Annotated in this window: 14 protein-coding genes and 1 pseudogene; 8 read left to right on the top strand and 7 right to left on the bottom strand. The window is 58.3% G+C overall.

Annotated features, from left to right (window positions below):
- The first annotated feature begins 4 nt into the window (after positions 1 to 4).
- From GAL01_RS11625 to GAL01_RS11655, 7 genes and pseudogenes are all read left to right on the top strand, one after another.
- Positions 5 to 766, top strand: coding sequence for an MFS transporter (locus tag GAL01_RS11625; protein ID WP_099253289.1), 762 nt, complete (start codon positions 5 to 7; stop codon positions 764 to 766).
- A complete protein-coding gene (locus GAL01_RS11630; protein ID WP_062029045.1) occupies positions 767 to 1,360 on the top strand; it encodes an MFS transporter in 594 nt (197 codons plus the stop codon).
- Positions 1,357 to 2,877, top strand: coding sequence for an aromatic amino acid lyase (locus GAL01_RS11635; protein ID WP_062029043.1), 1,521 nt, complete (start codon positions 1,357 to 1,359; stop codon positions 2,875 to 2,877). The genes GAL01_RS11630 and GAL01_RS11635 overlap by 4 nt, the downstream gene beginning before the upstream one ends.
- Positions 2,878 to 2,899: 22 nt before the next feature.
- Positions 2,900 to 4,222, top strand: coding sequence for a dihydroorotase (locus GAL01_RS11640; protein ID WP_197458973.1), 1,323 nt, complete (start codon positions 2,900 to 2,902; stop codon positions 4,220 to 4,222).
- A complete protein-coding gene (locus GAL01_RS11645) occupies positions 4,219 to 5,472 on the top strand; it encodes a Zn-dependent hydrolase (RefSeq protein WP_062029040.1) in 1,254 nt (417 codons plus the stop codon). The genes GAL01_RS11640 and GAL01_RS11645 overlap by 4 nt, the downstream gene beginning before the upstream one ends.
- Positions 5,473 to 5,527: 55 nt before the next feature.
- A complete protein-coding gene (locus GAL01_RS11650) occupies positions 5,528 to 6,640 on the top strand; it encodes a DUF917 domain-containing protein (protein WP_062029089.1) in 1,113 nt (370 codons plus the stop codon).
- A 3-nt stretch (positions 6,641 to 6,643) separates the two neighbouring features.
- Positions 6,644 to 8,286: pseudogene (locus GAL01_RS11655) on the top strand (urocanate hydratase).
- 5 nt (positions 8,287 to 8,291) lie between these two features.
- On the opposite strand, the gene GAL01_RS11660 reads toward GAL01_RS11655, so the two are convergent.
- The gene (locus GAL01_RS11660; protein ID WP_062029038.1) at positions 8,292 to 9,200 is read right to left on the bottom strand and encodes a LysR family transcriptional regulator; all 909 of its coding nucleotides are present in this window, start codon (positions 9,198 to 9,200) and stop codon (positions 8,292 to 8,294) included.
- A gap of 291 nt (positions 9,201 to 9,491) precedes the next feature.
- Here GAL01_RS11660 and GAL01_RS11670 point away from each other — a divergent pair, with 291 nt between their 5' ends.
- Positions 9,492 to 10,169 (top strand): peroxiredoxin-like family protein, encoded by a 678-nt coding sequence (locus tag GAL01_RS11670; protein ID WP_062029034.1) that lies wholly within the window; start codon positions 9,492 to 9,494, stop codon positions 10,167 to 10,169.
- Between the two features lie 45 nt (positions 10,170 to 10,214).
- Here the strand turns inward: GAL01_RS11670 and GAL01_RS11675 are convergent, their stop codons facing one another.
- The 6 genes from GAL01_RS11675 to GAL01_RS11700 form a co-directional block, all read right to left on the bottom strand.
- Positions 10,215 to 11,396, bottom strand: a complete 1,182-nt coding sequence (locus GAL01_RS11675; RefSeq protein WP_231865279.1) for an MFS transporter — start codon at positions 11,394 to 11,396, stop codon at positions 10,215 to 10,217.
- A 139-nt stretch (positions 11,397 to 11,535) separates the two neighbouring features.
- Entirely contained in the window at positions 11,536 to 12,828 is a 1,293-nt protein-coding gene (locus tag GAL01_RS11680; protein WP_197458971.1) for a Zn-dependent hydrolase, read from the bottom strand.
- Between the two features lie 33 nt (positions 12,829 to 12,861).
- Positions 12,862 to 13,287, bottom strand: a complete 426-nt coding sequence (locus GAL01_RS11685) for a VOC family protein (RefSeq protein ID WP_062029032.1) — start codon at positions 13,285 to 13,287, stop codon at positions 12,862 to 12,864.
- A 143-nt stretch (positions 13,288 to 13,430) separates the two neighbouring features.
- The gene (locus tag GAL01_RS11690) at positions 13,431 to 14,747 is read right to left on the bottom strand and encodes a CapA family protein (RefSeq protein WP_062029030.1); all 1,317 of its coding nucleotides are present in this window, start codon (positions 14,745 to 14,747) and stop codon (positions 13,431 to 13,433) included.
- A 21-nt stretch (positions 14,748 to 14,768) separates the two neighbouring features.
- On the bottom strand, positions 14,769 to 16,067 hold the full coding sequence (locus tag GAL01_RS11695) for an MFS transporter (protein ID WP_169926425.1): 1,299 nt from the start codon (positions 16,065 to 16,067) through the stop codon (positions 14,769 to 14,771).
- Positions 16,068 to 16,124: 57 nt separating this feature from the next.
- Entirely contained in the window at positions 16,125 to 18,449 is a 2,325-nt protein-coding gene (locus GAL01_RS11700) for a TonB-dependent receptor (RefSeq protein WP_169926426.1), read from the bottom strand.
- Positions 18,450 to 18,457: the final 8 nt, after the last annotated feature.

The raw sequence follows: 18,457 nt of genomic DNA on the forward strand, positions 1-18,457 counted from the left end.
GGTCATGTCCTCACGCAGGCGGCTGATTGCAGCGGCCTGCATCGGCAATCTGCTGGAATGGTATGATTTTGCGGTCTATGCGCTGTTTGCGCGTTATATCGCTGCATCCATCTTCCACAGTTCCGACAGTTTTTCACAACTGGCCCAGAGCCTTCTGGTCTTTGGGCTAGGGGCCGTTGTCCGCCCGCTCGGCGCCATCCTGATCGGACGCTTCGCAGACCGGAACGGGCGCGGCGCTGCACTGACGTTCACCTGCCTGCTGATGGGGGCCGGAACGCTCATGATCGTCTTCGACCCGCCTTATGAAACAGGAGGGCGCCTGTCGATCGTCATCATCTGCGTGGCGCGTGTGCTGCAAGGGTTGTCGGCAGGAGGTGAAATCGGGGGAGCCGCAGCGTTCCTGACTGAGCAGGCCACATCCGGCGCCCGAAGTGTAACAGCCTCCTTCCTTCAGGCCACAATGGGGCTGTCCAATATACTGGGCGCCACGGTGGCAACCCTCGCAACACTCTGCCTCGATCAGACGCAGATGACCGCCTGGGGATGGCGCCTTCCTTTTATCGTCGGGCTGCTGATCGTTCCCATGGGACTGATCCTGCGGCGTTCTCCCGATTTTGCTGGATCAGCGCGAACGCCACAACAGTCCGAAACGCCGGTACTCAAAACCCTTCTGCGCAAGTATCGCCCGTCTCTCCGCGTCTCTTTCGGGGTCTCGATCCTGTGGACGGCAGCTCCATACGCGCTGGTGATCTATCTGCCGCTCTAAATGCAGACGGCGTTCGGCATTTCGTCCCATGTCAGCTACGCGGCCTATCTGGCTGCGAATGTCGTTCTGGTTCTAACCTCGCTTCTTTCGGGAAAACTTGCGGATCAATATGGCGCACGCCTCGTCCTTCTTGCCGGGATGCTGATGGTGCTCCTTGCTCCCACACCTCTTCTGTTGCTGGCAGGAGCATTCACTGATCCGCCAGTTATCACACTGGTAATAATGGGGCTGTTTGGAGTGGTCGGGCTGTTTGCCGGGGCAGCCCCCGAAGGACTGGCCAGCCTGTTTCCTCCCGAAGTGCGGGCGACCGGAATCGCGGCGTCTTACAACGTGGCGGCTGCCATGTTTGGAGGTTTTGCCCCCATGTTCCTGACAGAAATCGGGTCGCACTGGCATGGGATACCCTCGCCCGCACTCTACATCCTGCTGGCCGCAGTTCCGGCTGCGCTGGCTCTGGGATTTCCGTTGTGGCGACAGGGCACCACGTCTCCTCAACAAGCCGGAGCTATGGGACATGCAGTAAAAAGCATAACGCCTGCATCGCCGGATGATGGGACAGTTATCGCAGAATCACTCAGGGGAGAGCGGTTGTGAACGATATCACACTGACGGGCAAAACCCTGCCGCTCGCCGATCTCGTGAGCATTGCCGACGGCCGACGGATCAGGCTTTCAGAGGCAGCTTTGCGACAGGTACGCGCGGGCCAACGCGCTCTCGCCGATGCGCTGGCGCGTGGCGAGGGTGTTTACGGGACGACCAGTATGGTCGGCGCGTTCAAGGACGCTGTTGTAACGCCGGAAGACAGGCCACACCACACCTTGCGCCTGATGCGATCGCATCAGCTTGGCTTTGGTGAAGCTCTTCCGGTCCGCACCGTCCGCGCAGCCATGCTCATCCGCCTGAACGGTATCCTGAGCGGTCATACCGGCGCAGGGCCGGATCTGGCTCGTGCCCTGGAGGCGCTGCTCAACACCGGCATCACGCCAGTCGTTCCGGAATACGGCTCCATCGGCTGCGCGGATGTGGGTCTGATGGGCCATGTCGGCGCGGTCCTGATGGGTGAAGGCGAGGCCTTCGGGCCGGATGGAAAACGGCTGAGTGCCGCAGTCCTTCTGAAGCGTTGCGGTCTCAGAGCATTTGTCCCCGGCCCGAAGGATATGATGACCGTCCTGTCGAGCAACGCGCTCGGTGTGGCGGGCGTAGCACTGGTCGTGGCGGAAATCCGCGCCCGTCTACCGCTCTGGCTCGGGATCTATACGGTGTCCTGTGCAGGGTTCGGTGCGTTCAGGATTCCATGGGAAGCCGCACGGCGTACCGGAATGCCAACGGAACAGCGGATCGCGCGTTTCCTCGAGCGCGTCAGCGGGGACGGAGGCTGGACGCCGCGCAGGAACCTTCAGGACCCGCTGAGCTTCCGCTGCATGCCTCAGATCGGCGGGGCGTTTCTGGCCGCGCTGGAGCGGGTCGAGGCCTCCCTCGCCTACAGTTTCAGCCATTGCGACGACAACCCGATCCTGCTGGATGGGCGGGCGCTGACATCCGGAGCCTCGCTGCCGCTGTCACTGGCACTGGATGCGCAGGCTTTCGTTCTTGCCCTGTGCCATTATGTCCGGGGCGTTCTGGGACGTATTCTGGCGCTCTGTCGCAACGACCTGTCCGGCCTGTCGCGCAACCTGACCTTCGAACCGGGGCGTCAGGTCGCCTTCGGAGCTGCGACCAAGCTCGCCGCGGATCTGGCGACGTCCATCCTGCGGGAGTCTACGCCGGCTTCGCTTTATCAGGTCCCCGTCGCCAACGGTTTTGAGGACGAGGCCAGCTATCTGCCGTCCATTGCACGCGCGCTGCGTCTGCAATGCACGCTTCTGGAGCCTCTGGTGGCCCTGGAAGCCATGGCGGGACGACAGGCCGTCCGTCTCTCGGGCGCAACGCCCGAAGGCCTGCCCGGCGCAATCATCGCGGCTCTGTCGCAGGATATCCCCTGGCTCGACGACAGCCATGCGGTGGGAGACGTACTGCGGGCGACCGAGGCTGTTCTGGCCGAGTTCCCCCTCCCTCCTGCCCCGGAATTTGATTCTTCCCAGCCTGATCCGATGGAGTGCCTGTATGCATGACGTATTGCTGAAAGGAACGGTCGTGACCCCTTCAGCCGTTCTGGAAAACGGCTGGGTAGCCATTGACGGCACGAAAATCAGCCGACTGGGTCAGGGCACGCCTCCTGCGGTGCAGGACATACGTGACTATGGAGAAAGTCTTATCCTGCCGGGCGGGATTGATGCGCAGGTGCATTCGCGCTCCCAGAAAGGACAGGAAGATTTCATCTGGACCACCCGCGCCGCAGCGGCAGGCGGTATCACGACAATTGCAGACATGCCCTATGACGAGGATTTTCTTGTCAACACCGCTGGCCGCCTGAAACAGAAAGCCGCCGAAGCCGGAGAGCAGGCCCGCGTCGATTTCGCGCTCTGGGGCACGATCGCTCCCGGCGACAGTCTGCATCATATCGGCGAGATGGCGGCAGCCGGAGCCTGCGGCTTCAAGTTCTCGACGTTCGGGACGGACCCCAAACGCTTTCCACGGATCCCGGCCGATCTTCTCGCTCGGTGTTTCGACGCCGTGCGCGAGACCGGGCTGATTGCGGGCGTTCATAATGAAGACGACGAAATGGTCCGGGCGAGGCTGGCACAGGTAACGGAAGCAGGCATTACGGACTGGCGCGCGCACGGACTGTCACGACCTCCCCTGACCGAAACTCTGGCGATGGCGCAGATTTATGAAACGGCGGCTGGTACGGGATGCGCGGCGCATGTCGTTCACTGTTCCGTAGCGCGCGGCTATGCCTTATGCGCGTCCTACCGCCAGCAGGGTTTCGAGACGACCGCCGAGGCCTGCATCCATTACCTGGTGCTTGATGAAGAGCATGACGTCGCCCGCCTGGGCGGTCGCGCCAAGATCAATCCGCCCATCCGTCCGCGGGCGCAGGTCGAGGGGCTCTGGCACCATCTTGCTGCCGAGAACGTAACCGTCGTTTCTACCGACCATGTTTCATGGAGCCTGACGCGAAAATCCGATCCTGACATGCTGAAAAATGCGTCGGGCGCCCCTTCGCTGGAAGTCATCTATCCCCTGTTTCTCACGGAGCTGGGGCGGCGTAACCTGTCATGGACACATGCCGCACGTCTGCTGGCTGAAAATCCGGCCCGGCTGTTCCGTCTCACCTCTCGCAAGGGCGGTCTGGCCGCAGGACGCGACGCGGATATTACGGTCGCCCGACGTGAAGACTGGATTTACGATCCGAAAGCCAGTGGCCACGCCTTTGAAGACTGGAGCCCTTACGAAGGGCGGACGCTGGACTGGCGCATTGCCGAGACATGGCTTCGGGGAGAGCGGATTTTTGCCGACGGCGCCATACTGGCAAAACCGGGGCATGGGCGCTTCGTAAAACCGGAGCAGCCATGAACGCCGCAGAATTCGTCCAGCCCGATCGCCTCTGGTCCGATCTCATGACGCTTGCGGACATCACTGATCCGGAACGTCCCCATACCCGCCGCTCCTTTTCCGACCGGTTTCTCGATGGTCGCCGCTGGCTGGAGCAGCGCTTCACCGAGGCCGGGCTGACCTGCCATCTGGACGATGCAGGCAATCTCATCGGCCGACGTCTCGGTTCCGCTGACGGGGCTGGAACGATCATGAGCGGATCACATTCCGATACAGTCCCCGACGGTGGGCGTTTCGATGGCATTCTGGGCGTGCTCTGCGCGCTTGAAGCCGCCCGCGCCTTCCGGGATGCGGGGCTGGTCCTGCGGCACGATCTCGAAATCGTTGATTTCCTTGCTGAAGAGCCAAGTGATTTCGGCCTGTCCTGTATCGGCAGCCGTGGCATGGCAGGCGCGCTGACAACCGATCAGCGCGCGCTTGCCGCTCCTGGGGGAGAAACGCTGGCGCTGGCGCTGGCACGGATGGGGGGGCGTCCGGAGCGTCTTGATACGCCGCGCCGTACAGATCTGCGGGCGTTTCTGGAGGTGCATATCGAACAGGGCATCGTTCTCGAACAGGACGGCCTGCCGATCGGGGCGGTCACGGCAATTGCCGGTGTCACGCGCGTTGAAATCCTCTTTGAAGGCCGGGCGGACCACGCGGGAACAACCCCAATGGACCGCCGACAGGATGCCGCCGTCGCTGCGGCTGGTGTCATCACATTCGTCAGCCGCCGGGCGACGGAACTGGCTCGGTCCGGTCAGGGACATATGACCGCGACATGTGGGATCGTCGGGGTTTCACCGAATGCGTCCAACGTGGTGCCCCGCTCCGCCCGGATCGTGGTGGACATCCGGGTTTCGGAACGCGCCGTCGTCGAGGCGTTTCTGAAGGAACTTGAAACAACCAGCCTCAGACTGGCCTCCGAGGCGCATGTCCGGTTAGAGCGATTCAGGTGTCTGTCGGATACGAAACCGGTTACCTGCGATGCAACACTCATCCGCATGATCGAACAGGCTGCCGGCCAGCTTGGACTGAAACACCGTCAAATAGTATCCAGCGCGGGTCACGACGCGGCTTTTGTCGCACAGCTTTGCCCTGCCGCCATGGTGTTCGTGCCATGCCGGGATGGACGCAGCCATGACCCGGAAGAATGGTGCTCGCCGGAGGACGCAGCCAACGCCGCGCGCATCCTGACACAGGCTCTTCAGGACATTGATCGGGATTTTTGAATGATGGTTGTCTCCCCGCGCAGGAGTGAGACGCCGCAATACGGGAATGGTCACGATGGGCAGAATACTGGTTGAAAAAGACGTCGAAGCCGCGATCCGGGGCGGATCGGTCTTCGCCTGTGGCGGCGGTGGCTGGGTTGAACATGGGCGGATGCTGGGTATGGCAGCGGTTAATGCCGGACAGCCTGAGCTCGTCTCCGCGGAAGAGATTGAAGACGATGCCATCATCGCCACGGCGGCAGCGATCGGTGCGCCTGCCAGTACGACGGAATGGCAGATGCTGGGTGTCGATTACGTCAACGCCGTAAAGCTCGTCCAGAAGGAATTGGGACAACCAATTTACGGTCTCATGATCGGACAGAATGGCAAGTCCAGTACGCTCAATGCCTGGCTTCCCGGAGCGATCCTGGGCACGAAGGTCGTGGATGCGGTTGGCGACATGCGCGCTCATCCCACCGGCGACATGGGGTCCATCGGCATGGCCAATTCGCCCGAAACAATGATTCAGGCCGTTGTCGGCGGCAACCGCTCCCGCCATTCCTATATCGAGATGGTCGCAAAAGGCGCGACTGCACGGATTTCGCCCATTCTGCGGACCGCCTCCGATATGTCGGGCGGCTTCATCGCATCCTGCCGCAACCCGCTTCCCGCGTCTTACGTCAAACGCCATGCCGCATGGGGCGGAATTTCCCATGCCCTCGCATTGGGAGAAGCCATCCTCGAAGCCTCGGGCAAAAGCGGAAATGCCGTCGTCGACGCCATTCTAAAAACGCTCGACGGAGCCATTATCGCGCAAGGTATAGTCAGCCGGAAGTCGGTCACCTATACGCCCGAGGCCTTCGATGTGGGGACCATTACGGTCGGACAGGGCACTTCTGCCGTGACCCTGCATGTTATGAACGAATACATGGCGGTGGATGGTGCGGACGGTCAGCGTCTGGCCTCGTTCCCCGATATCATCACCACGCTTGCTCCGGACGGCTATCCGCTGAGCGTCGGGGAAATCGAGGAAGGCATGGAAATCCTTGTCCTTCATGTCGAGAAAACCAAGTTTCCGCTTTCCTCAAGTGTTGTGGATCCGGCCGTCTATCCGCCTGTCGAGCGTGCTCTGGGCATTGATCTGGCGAGCTATGCGCTTGCGCCCTCTCCTCTTGGCAAGGACACCTGAAATATGACCAAACGGCATTTCGACGTCACGTCAGGCAACACGCTGCGCTGTCGGGGATGGCGACAGGAAGGGCTTCTGCGTCTTTTGGAAAACGTCCTGTCTGTGGCTGAAGATCCCGAAAATCTCGTGGTCTATGCTGCTCTGGGCAAAGCTGCACGGGACTGGCCGTCACATGATGTCATCGTCCAGACGCTGAAGACCATGCGCGATGACGAAACGCTCATCGTTCAGTCCGGAAAGCCCATCGGCGTAGTACGCACACATGAGCGTGCGCTAATTGTCGTCATGGCCAATTGCAACATGATCGGACAGTGGGCCAAGGCTGAGGAATTCTACCAGCTCGAAAAGAAAGGCCTGATCTGCTGGGGTGGCCTGACAGCCGGCGACTGGCAGTATATCGGCTCTCAGGGCGTCATACAGGGAACGTATGAGATCTTCCGCTGTATCGCGGAGCGTCATTTCAGCTCGAACCTGTCCGGAAAGCTGATCCTGACCTCCGGTCTTGGCGGCATGGGGGGCGCACAGCCCCTCGCCGGACGTCTGGCTGGTGCCGTAATTTTGTGTGTAGAAATGGATGGCGCACGCATCAACAAGCGGATTGAAGCAGGCTATCTCCAGCATCGGGCAGAGACGCTGGACGAAGCCCTCAAACTCGTGGCGGATGCGCAGCGCGCGGGCAATGGCTGTTCGATCGGTCTTCTGGGAAATTCGGCGGACATTCTCCCTGAAATCCATGCCCGCGGCATCGTTCCCGCCATCGTCACAGACCAGACATCCGCCCATGATCTGGTCTACGGCTATCTTCCCGCCGGATTGTCCGCCGCCGAAATTCAGGCATTGCGAGAAAGCGAGCCCGAAAAACTCGCCGCGCTTTCCATGAAATCCATCGCCCGTCATGTGCAGGCCATGCTGGATTTCCAGTCCGCCGGGTCCATCGTTTTCGATAATGGCAACCTGATCCGTACGCAGGCAAAGAAGGCGGGGATCGGGAATGCGTTCGATATTCCGATCTTTACGGAAGCCTATCTGCGGCCTCTTTTTGCACGGGCGATCGGACCTTTCCGCTGGATTGCGCTGTCGAACGACGAGAACGATATCCGCAGGATCGACGACTATCTTCTGGAAACATTCTCGGACAACCCATCCGTTGTAAACTGGATCACGCTGGCCCGGGCGCATGTGCCGTTTGAAGGGCTTCCGGCGCGGATTGCCTGGCTTGGCCACGACGCCCGTACGCAGGTCGGCCTCGCCGTGAACGGAATGGTTCGTGATGGCATACTGGCCGGACCGGTCGCATTCACGCGCGATCATCTGGATGCCGGCGCAATGGCGCATCCAAACATCATGACGGAAAACATGAAGGACGGATCGGACGCCATTGCAGACTGGCCGCTCCTGAATGCCATGCTGGCCTGTTCATCACAGGCCGATCTGGTCGCCATTCATTCCGGAGGCGGCGGTTATGCGGGATACATGACCAGCGAGGTGTCACAATCGTCGCCGACGGCTCCAGCGATGCGGATGAGCGTCTGCAAATTGCGCTGACCAACGATACCAGTCTGGGTGTCATGCGCTACGCCGATGCGGGCTATGAAGACGCCCACGACGAAGCAGAGCAGCGTGGCATCCGATGGCTTTCCCTGTAGCGAAATCAAGCCCTGGAAACAGAACAGGGAGTATTCGCGGGTTTCATGATGCTTTCCACGAAATCCGCAAACTGCCGGGCTTTGGCCGTCATCATCCGTCCGGCCGGGAATACCGCCCACAGATCAATCGAAGCCAGAGACCAGGCTTCGAGAACGCGAACAACGGCGCCGTCTTCAAGCTCGGGCGCGAACATCCAGTCGGATGCGATGGTCAGTCCCATGTCGGCCAGAACGGCGGCTCTGATGCCCTCCGCAGCACTGACTTTGAGACGTCCGCTGACAGAGACTGACACGGCGGCTCCATCTCGCAGGAATGACCACGAACTTGGCAACTGGCTGTAGATAATTGCCTCATGGGTCGCCAGATCCGCAGGAGACTGGGGTATGCCTGCGCGTTTGAGATAGGCGGGGGTGGCGAGGACCGAGCGTCCCCCGGTCGCCACCCTCCGGGCAACGGCCGTGGAGTCCGCAAGCGTTCCCATACGCAGCGAAATATCCACGCCTTCCGCTACAAGGTCGATCATCCGGTCATCGAGAATGATCTCAACTGTCAGATGAGGATTCTGCGCCAGAAACAGCGGCAGTTTCGGGATGATGTGCAGCCTTGCGAACGTTGTCGCAGCTGACACCCTTAACCGGCCTGAAAGACCCGCCCCCGCGCCTTTTGCAGCAAGTTCAGCCTCGTCGGCTTCCTGAATCGCATTCCGTGCCCGCTCATAAAAATTCTGCCCTGCCTCTGTCGGTGTCAGACCATGGGTGGAGCGGATGAGAAGACTGACCTGAAGTCGGGCTTCAAGCTGCGCTATGGTTTTGGAAACCGCCGGCTGTCCTACACCAAGCTGTCGTGCGGCTGCCGAAAACGATCCCGTGTCCACCACCCGTATGAAGGTGGCCATTGCCTGATAACGATCCATAATATTCCTCCAGGGAATGATCCTTATCGCCTTGGGCCCTCTGCCCTGTCGAGCATGGAAGAGGCATTTTTCATTCGTCACCCCAACAGGCCGGGTTGTGAAGGAAGGGTTCAGAGATGTTCGGTTCACTCATACGCATCACGTCTGGCTCCGCCATAACGGATGGTCTTGTGGCTTTTCATCTGACGGGCAGCCTGCTGCACGTCGCTTCCACCCTGCTGGGACATATGTTCTCCGGCCTGTCAGCGGCCCTGACATCAGACGCCGCATCCTCTTTGGAAGGAAATACCCATGTCTCTTCAGGCAAAACTTGATGCTTTCAAAGCCGATTTTGAAGCCGGAAAGCCGCCTTACAATGTTCCGGCCTCGGTCATTGAAATCATGCATCGTGCAACCGCAGAGCTGATCGCCTCGGGCGCAGCGGGGAATGCGCTCAAAGCGGGCGACACGGCTCCGTCTTTCATCCTGAACGACCCTGACGGCGCTCCGGTGTCTTCGTCCGAACTTCTGGCGAAAGGTCCGCTGGTCCTCAGTTTTTATCGCGGCGTGTGGTGCCCGTACTGCAACATGGAGCTTCAGGCCCTTGACGCCGCCTTACCTGCATTCCGGAGGCTGGGCGCAAACCTGATCGCCATTTCACCCCAGACAGCCGTGAACAGCCGTAGATCGGTCCGCCAGAATAATCTGGATTTCCCCATCCTGTCGGACGTGCACAACGACATTGCAGCCGCTTTTGGTCTGCGTTTTATAATGCCGGACTATCTTGTGCAACTCTACACAAGCCTGAAAAACGACCTGCCGTCATTCAATGGCGATGATAGCTGGACCCTTCCAATGCCTGGACGGTTCGTCATCGGTCAGGACGGCGTAATTCTCTATGCCGAGGTCAATCCGGATTATACCCGCCGGCCGGAACCGGAAGATATGCTTCCGGCTCTGCGGAAAGCGGCACAGTCGATCAGCGGATAATCTCGACGCAGATGCCGGTCATGACGCTGCTCAATATGAACAGGGTCATGACGTGGTCTCACCATTGATGAGAGCCTTCGGCAGAATCATTCCTACTGCCGCCACCCCACCGAGAAACACGCCCACAATTCCGAGAGCGAGCGGAAGGCTTGCAGCCTGAGCGACGAAGCCGAGCGCGGCCGGCCCGACCAGAATGCCAGAGTATCCCAGCGTCGTTATGGCCGACACGGCGAGATGTTCAGGCATGAAAGTCTGTCGTCCGACGGCTGAGTACAGAACTGGCACCACATTGGCGCACCCTGCGCCCACCAGCGCATAGCCCAGCAATGTGACCTGCCAGAGCGGGATAGCGGCCACCAGAAGCATCCCTGATGCGGCCAGCAGGCTTCCGCCCGTGATCAGCATACGACCGGGAACACGCCGCACCAGCCAGTCTCCCAATAGTCGGCCGATCGTCATAGTAGTGGCAAACGCCACATATCCCAGGCCGGTATAGCGCATATCGACATGCCGCACCGTGGCCAGGAATACGGCACTCCAGTCTATGGCGCTCCCTTCGGCCAGAAAAACGATAAAACACATGATCCCGATGATCAGAACGATGCCGTGCGGCACCGCAAATGCAGGCCCCTTTCCTGAACTGTTTCGTCCGGTCAGCAGTCCGGACAACGCTAGCCCACTGCCCAGAAGCAATAAAAGAACGACCGCAAGAGAGGCCTGAACAGGTGACAGGCCGAGACCGAGCAGACTGCTTACGCCCATGGCCCCGAGTAGGCCGCCCACGCTGAACAGACCATGAAAGCCGGACATCATCGTTTTCTGGCTGGCGCGCTCGACGATGATGGCCTGCACACTGACGACACAGTCAATTGACCCGACACCGGCCCCAAAGACTGTCAGCGCGATGGCCAGACCGGGCAGGAAGGCTGAAGACGCCAGAACCGGCAGACTGCAACAGACCGCCAGAGTGGCAATCGCAATGATCCACCGGCAACCGAAACGCCCGGCCAGACTGCCAGCAATCGGCATGGCAACAATCGATCCCATCCCCAGACACAGAAGGAGCAGGCCGAGATGAGCGTCAGTCAGTTCACACCGCGACTTGACGTAGGGAATAATCGGGGCCCATGCCGCACCCGAAAACCCGGCACTGAAAAATGCCAACCGGGTCGCGTGCTGTGCCTTCAGCGAAGCAGGATTGGGGTTGTCCATCAGACGCAGATTCAAAACCCTCTTGCCAAGAGTTTGTGAAAAATACATCGTAGTCCTGCGACCATAAAGCCGCCTTGTAAAGCGCAAAAGCGGCTGCCCACGTTTTTGAAGCAGGAGCCGCCAGCAGAACAAGGATTTTCAATCCCTGTGAGTTTCAGGAAGCCCTCTGACGCAGAAGCCGTTCCAGCAGACCGACGCCTACAAGGAAGTCCGGCATTTCCATGCTTTCATCAGGGTTATGGCTTCCGTTCTCATTGCGCACAAAGAGCATTTCCGTAGGAACGCCCTGCCCTGCGAATGTTGCCGCATCATGTCCGGCTCCGCTGGCCATGGAAACGACCACAATGCCCATTTCCGCAGCCAGATCTTTCGCCTGCTCCTGAATCGTCTCATCCATGAGTGCAGGCGTGCTCTGCGTGCGCGGCCCCAGTTCGACACGAACCGAGAACTCGGCTTCCACCCGACGCGCCTGTTCGATGACCCGTGCGTTCATGCGTTCCAGCAACGCCTCATCACGCGAACGGATATCGATGACCAGGTCGAGCTTTCCAGGAACGGCGGCAAAATTGGCCTGTGCAGGGTCCGTCTGACACACACCGAATGTCAGCGTCATGTCTTCGCCTGCGGCTTCAACCGTTTTCCAGTCCGTGTGAAGGGCCATCATCATGCTGGCACCCGCCATGACAGCATCCGAACGGAAACGGCGCGGCGTTGCGCCGGAATGGGCGTACTGACCGTGAATGACGGCTGAACGGTATCGTGTGCTGCCGCAGATGCCTGTTACGATTCCCACGGGAACGTCGGCCTCCAGCAGAACCGGTCCCTGCTCGATATGAAGCTCCACGAAACAGTCGATTTTCGTCGGGTCCAGAACAGGCGCCGTGCCACATTCTTCCGGTTTTGCGCCGCAGGCCTGCATATGCTCGCGTAACGTCACACCGTCATCACTGCGCGGTGTTTCAAGAGCATCCGCATCCAGCAGACCGAAAGCCGTCCGACTTCCCAGATAAGAAACCGGAAACCACACGCTCTCTTCCGCGCGGGTTACGATCAGCGTTGTGTCCCGTTCCGGCTGAAAGCCTGCCGTGGACCATGCACAAAGGATCAGGAGTCCGGCCGCCGCTCCGGCCGCACCGTCAAAGTTGCCACCGCATGGCACCGTATCCAGATGCGAACCGGTCATGACCACAGGCAGATTACGATTACGCCCCGGAAGCGTGATGAACAGGTTCGATGCCCAGTCTCTGCGGATTTCCAGTCCGTGTTCCCTGGCGATTTCATCAAACAGGGCATGTGCCCGGTTCTCACCTTCACCGTAGGACGGACGGGTCATTCCCCTCCCGTCAAAGCCGATATCATACAGGCGATCGAATATCAGCTTCGCCAGTTCGGGATCAGGAACCGGACCGACAGCGGCGGTATTGGAAGATATCAGGGAACGGGACACGAAAACTCCTCTCTGGACCGGGCTAATGGAGACTTACTGCTTCACAAAAAGCTGTTTCATGTCAGCGAATGCCTTGAACTCCAGCGCATTACCTGCCGGATCACAGAAGAACATCGTCGCCTGTTCCCCGGGCAGGCCTTCAAAGCGGATCTGTGGTTCCAGCCCGAAAGTAATTCCGTGGCGTTTGGCGCGTTGAGCAAGATCTTTCCAGTCGTCCATATCCAGAACGACACCGAAATGGGGAATGGGAACATTGTGTCCGTCCACTGCTCCGCCTTCGGCATCTCCTTTACGACATGCGCCGGGAATAAGATGTGTGACGATCTGGTGGCCATACAGATCAAAATCAATCCAGCTGTTCGTGCTGCGCCCTTCCGGGCATCCCAGAATTTCACCGTAAAAGGCACGGGCAGCATCAAGATCGTCGACCGGGAAGGCAATATGAAACGGATTAGGCATCTCTACACCGGAAATTAAGAAGAAATACAGAAATAACACGCAAAAACAGCGCACTACAGAACGATTATATGGCTTCTAATGAAAGAAAATATTGTCTTTGCAGGGCGTTTCACTTTGGAACCCCCTGCAAACAATATGCTGTATCACTCCTGTTTCAGGATCAGCTTTCCTTTGTCCCGCGTAAAGCTGACACCATAAGGCGCACAGAGGGATTCAAAGCGTGACAGAATACTCTCGCCTTCTTCGCCTTCCGCCAGGAAAGGCAGGCCGCGCGTATGAGCGCTTTTGCCCAGTCCGAGCGAAACGGGATGGATTTCCATGGATGACAATGTCCCGTCTTCCGCGAATTTGCAGATCGGCAGCAGGGTTTCCCAGAAACGGCGGTCAGCAGGGAAGCCCTTCTTGTCGTTCAGGGTCCGGGTCTTGTAGACCTGATGGGGCGTTACATCGGTGCTGACTTTATAGAAGGTATAGGAATCCTCGGGCAGCATATCGACGAGTTCATTCTGGCCGATGAAATTTCCAAGGCTGTAGAAGATCGGTTTGCCTTTATAGAGCTCCATGCCTTTCAGCAGGTGCTGACCGTGGCAGACCACTATATCGGCGCCCTGATCGATAGCGTCACGGGCAAAAACTTCCAGAAACTCTCCCGGTTTTTCCCAACTGATTGTGCCATCCGCGTCATATCCGACTTCATGGGTATGAACACTGACGATCACCACATCAGAAACGACCCGGGCTTCCCGGACCCAGCGCCCGATCTCTTCAAGATCCCGCGCATTCGGAGTGGTAAGGATACGGGTTGCGCTGCCTTCGACGAAACGTGTTCCATCCAGTGTCAGCGTCCCTTCCGGAGCGGGATAGCCGAAGCCGAGCTTGATCTGTTCCTGCTTGATTTTTTCCAGTCCAAGGCCTGCGGAAATCTGCTGCAGCACGGAAAGCTCTTCCGGTCTGACCTGATAGGTCGTGCTGAAATGCAGCGGATTGAGGCCGGGGCGCCCCTGCATGCTGCGGGTCTGATCGGCGGCTTCCTGCCCACGCGCAAACGTTGAACAGCAGGACAGCATTGAAACCGTGCCTTTGGGATGGCTGAAATAGGCTGGCCGACGCGCTTCCTCAAGGGTCAAACCGACGCCGGAATACAGGATTTCACGCTTTTTCAGCTCCTCGATCGCGATACGCAGACCGGAAATTCCATAATCAAGGCAGTGGTTGGTGGCTGCGGCAAACAGGTCGAAACCGGCATCGCAAAGTTCGTCCAAAATCCAGGGATGTGCGCTGAAATGGGAGCCACCGTGGTCCAGGGCTGGATCGCCCTGAAAGTCGCTTGGCATGATTTCAAGGTTCGTGAAGGACGCATCACAGTCCCGGATCATGTCAAACAGCGGAGCACAGACCGGATCAACACCTGTATTCAGTCGACGCAGAACAATACTGTCACCCGTGAGGCAGACTTTCATAGTCAAATCTTTCAATTACAGTTACAGAATTTCAGAAAGAACAGGAGAAACGGAAGGTGCCGTGATCCTGCGCGTCACGGACCACAGGATGAGCGCGCCGAAGGCGACTGTTACGGCCATGCACAGCATTCCTACTGACAGTGTTCCTGTCATGGAGGTCAGCTTTCCGACAACCATGGGGCTGATCACTCCGCCCCACAGACCGATGGCATTGATCAGAGCAAAGCCGCCAGTTGCGGCACTTCCCTGAAATACGTTGGCAGCCATGGCCCAGAACACCACGTAAGAGGCGTAGATCCCGGCCGTAGCGCCTGCGAGAACGATCATCTTCAGAACGAAGATGTCCGGAATTACAGTTGTCAGCAGAAAGCAAAGACTGGCCAGAACTGCGGGTGCATAGCAGTGAAAGCTTCGTTCTTTCAGCCTGTCCGAACGCGCGCTCCAGTACGCCATCGAAGCGACAGACACCACATACGGGAAGGAAGAGTATAGTCCGACCGCCACGGAAGAATGGACACCGGACTCATGAATGATGGACGGCAGCCAGAAGTTGAGCATGTACATTCCGGCCATAAGCGCAAAGAAGCCGAGGCCCAGAAAATAGATGGCCGGATCCCGTACGACTGCGGAGAACTTCACATGACGCACGTTCTGCCGCACGCTCCATGTCTCGATCATGTCACGTTCCTGCGCGGACAGCCAGCGCGCATCCTTTGGAGCCCTGGGCAATACAAATGCAACGATGATTCCCAGCAGGATGGAAGGAAGACCTTCGAGGAGAAACATCCACCGCCACCCTGCCAGACCGGCGACCTGATCGAAATGGACCAGAATCAGCCCCGATATCGGACCAATGATGATCCCGGCCAGAGGTAACGAGAGCTGGTGCCAGAAAATGACTGCGGACATCCGGTTTTCGGGATACCAGCGGGCAAGATAGTAAGTGCAGGTCGGAGCAAACCCGGCTTCAAAAACCCCCAGCAGAAAACGCAGGACATAAAAACTGTCACGGCTGTGAATGAAACCTGTCGCCGCTGATGTCATGCCCCACAGCACCATGATTCTGGCGAATGTCTTGGGGGCGCCCACACGCGAGGACCAGAGACTGATGGGAATCTCGAACAATACCAGACCGACGAAGAAAATTCCGGCAGCAAACCCGAACTGCGCCGCAGTCAGTCCCACATCCTGCGAGATGTGGCTGCGTGCGAAGCCCAGATTAGTACGGTCGATACTGTCCATCAAATAGATCACGATAATCCATGACATGATCCGCCAGTTCAGGCGATGGTACAGTCTGGTCTGTAACTCGTTCGTCAATGCCGTCTCTCCTCCCACGCTGGGCATGATTTAAACCTTAACCGGAATATTCCGGCTTTAGAAATCATAGGAAAAACGTCCTCCCACAAACCGGGGCTGCCCGGAGATGCCCATGTTGACCGTTGTTGCGAGAGTCCGGCTGACGATATAGTCGCGGTTGAGAATGTTCGTGGCATAGGCCGTAACAGCCCAGCGCCCCTTGGCCGGCTTGAAGGTTACACTGCCATTCATCAGGAAATATGCAGGCAGCAGGTAAGTTCCAGTTCCCCGCGGCACAGTATTCTGGGCTCCGCGATAGGAATAATCTCCCTGAAGCGTAATGGTGTATTTCCGGAAAACGGGTTTTGTTTCGTAGGATACGCTGCCATTCAGCGTCAGCTTGGGAATACCCGTATCCGCACCATCATAGTTGTCCGTAATGGATCTGTACTGTCCGGTTTTGGCGTAATAGGCCGTGACAGCCTGCACGTTCAAAACCTGAAAATCGTCATATGTCCCGCGCTGATATCCGACGTTCTGCGTCAGTGTCAGCCCACGGAAAGGATGCGCGCTGATGGAGAGCTCCGTTCCGAAAATATGCGACCGTGGCACATTGACGTAAGACCCCACCGTCCCCCATCCGGGCACCAGAATATATGAGAAATACTGCTGGTCGTGGTACGAATCCCAGAACGCAGCGCCGTTGATGCGGAGGCGGTGATTGAAGAATTCGCTCTTGAACCCGACTTCATACGCCATCAGCCATTCCGGCTTGAAGCCCGCAGCCTGCTGCTCGGTCAGGGTTGTATTGGCGGTGAAGCCACCAGGCTTCACACCGCGCCGAATATCGGCATAGAGCATCGCGTTCTGCATCACCTGATAATTAATGCCGACCTTGCCCGAAAACTGGTTTGTCAGGGCACCGTGGTCGGGGAAAACCTTTGTGTAGGTTTTTCCCAACGTCACAGGATTGTACCGATAAACGGCGTCATCGAGAAACTGGCGATCGTCGCTCTGATGCTCCAGACCGAAAATCAGGTGAAGTTTGGGTGTCAGGGCATATTTCAGGGTCGCGAACTGCGAAAAGTTCTGCTGCGGCTGAACATGCGCACTGTCCTGAAAATAATATTTTCCGGGGCGATCCGTATAATCAAACCAGTTTTCGCCCGAGGCCCGTACACGGTTGTAATACATGCCGGCCACCCATTCGAGACGGTTGTGAAGCGCCAGTCCTGAGAGACGTATTTCCTGAGAGAACACATTCATGCTCCCCGTCAGATAACTGTCTCCCGAGCGATAGGCTTCGGCGTCACGATCAATATACTCATGGCGCTGCTGTTGCTGGAATGAAGAAATCGTTGCCAGATGGGCCCATCCGAGGTCCCGGTCGGCATTGAGATTGATGCTCCACTGCATGTCGTTATAAGACGGCTTGCTGTCTGGAGAGATCCCCAGAATCTTGGCGTATTGCGGGTTAAGGCTCCAGCCGGTCGCATAGATATCCTGATCGCGCGGAAGGATATTGTTGCTGTCGGACAGAATGAACCCTGCCTGCGCTTCCGAGGAATCCTGTGACCAGTTGGCGGTCAGTTTGATGTTCGTCTTGTCATCAGGTTGCCAAGCCAGTTTTCCACGAAGCGCACCTTCGTTCGCCCGTCCGATCGACTCACCATTCACCCGGTTATAGCGAAAGGCGCCCCCCTGTAGCATCTGACCGGCAAGCCGGAACTGAAGCCGGTCCGTGATCGGTGCGGACACATAGAAATTCGTCTTGCTTCGTGCGTAACTCGCGATGTCTTCCGATGCACCGTAGTGAAGGGTCTTGGTCGGATCGTTGGTCGTAATCCGCACTTCCCCACCCGTGTCGGCAAGTCCGTGCTCAAAACCCACAGGACCGGGCTCGACCCCTACGGAGGCCACATCAAACATCTGACCGGAGCTCATCGCCGTGATGGTATACGGCACATCGTCGAAATAGGTCATGACCGAAGACATGTTGTTCTGGGTATAGTCCTGCATGCCGATACCGCGCAGGTAATAATCCGGAACGTTCGAGCCGCCTTCAGTCTGAATTGTCAGGTTAGGCACCAGATTCTGGATATCCTCGACAGTCGTGACGTGGTGCGTCACGAGGTCCTCGGCCGTCAGATTGGTGGTGTTGCCCGCCCTGTGCTGATCCGTACCAAAACCAAACGCCCGGCGCGTCGTCGTCACGCTGATGACTTCAGGATGATCCTGCCTGGCAACCGCATGGTGTGCGGGGGGGACGTGCGCATCCGTATGCCTGGAGGGAGCAACCCGACGGAATTTGTCGTTTTTTGAAGTGGCGGCAGATGCCCCCGTCATGGAAAGACACCCCGTACAGACGGACAGCATCAGGACGCTGCGGAATGCGTTTCTCATAACAGAAC

Origin of the sequence: Gluconobacter albidus (assembly GCF_002723915.1) — a bacterium.
GTDB classification, from domain to species: domain Bacteria; phylum Pseudomonadota; class Alphaproteobacteria; order Acetobacterales; family Acetobacteraceae; genus Gluconobacter; species Gluconobacter albidus.

Excerpts from the sequence above, each read along its gene's own strand:
- GAL01_RS11625 (WP_099253289.1), top strand. The coding sequence starts at position 5 with ATGTCCTCACGCAGGCGGCTGATTGCAGCGGCCTGCATCGGCAATCTG.
- GAL01_RS11630 (WP_062029045.1), top strand. The coding sequence starts at position 767 with ATGCAGACGGCGTTCGGCATTTCGTCCCATGTCAGCTACGCGGCCTAT.
- GAL01_RS11645 (WP_062029040.1), top strand. The coding sequence starts at position 4,219 with ATGAACGCCGCAGAATTCGTCCAGCCCGATCGCCTCTGGTCCGATCTC.
- GAL01_RS11650 (WP_062029089.1), top strand. The coding sequence starts at position 5,528 with ATGGGCAGAATACTGGTTGAAAAAGACGTCGAAGCCGCGATCCGGGGC.
- GAL01_RS11660 (WP_062029038.1), bottom strand. The coding sequence starts at position 9,200 with ATGGATCGTTATCAGGCAATGGCCACCTTCATACGGGTGGTGGACACG.
- GAL01_RS11670 (WP_062029034.1), top strand. The coding sequence starts at position 9,492 with ATGTCTCTTCAGGCAAAACTTGATGCTTTCAAAGCCGATTTTGAAGCC.
- GAL01_RS11685 (WP_062029032.1), bottom strand. The coding sequence starts at position 13,287 with ATGCCTAATCCGTTTCATATTGCCTTCCCGGTCGACGATCTTGATGCT.
- GAL01_RS11690 (WP_062029030.1), bottom strand. The coding sequence starts at position 14,747 with ATGAAAGTCTGCCTCACGGGTGACAGTATTGTTCTGCGTCGACTGAAT.
- GAL01_RS11700 (WP_169926426.1), bottom strand. The coding sequence starts at position 18,449 with ATGAGAAACGCATTCCGCAGCGTCCTGATGCTGTCCGTCTGTACGGGG.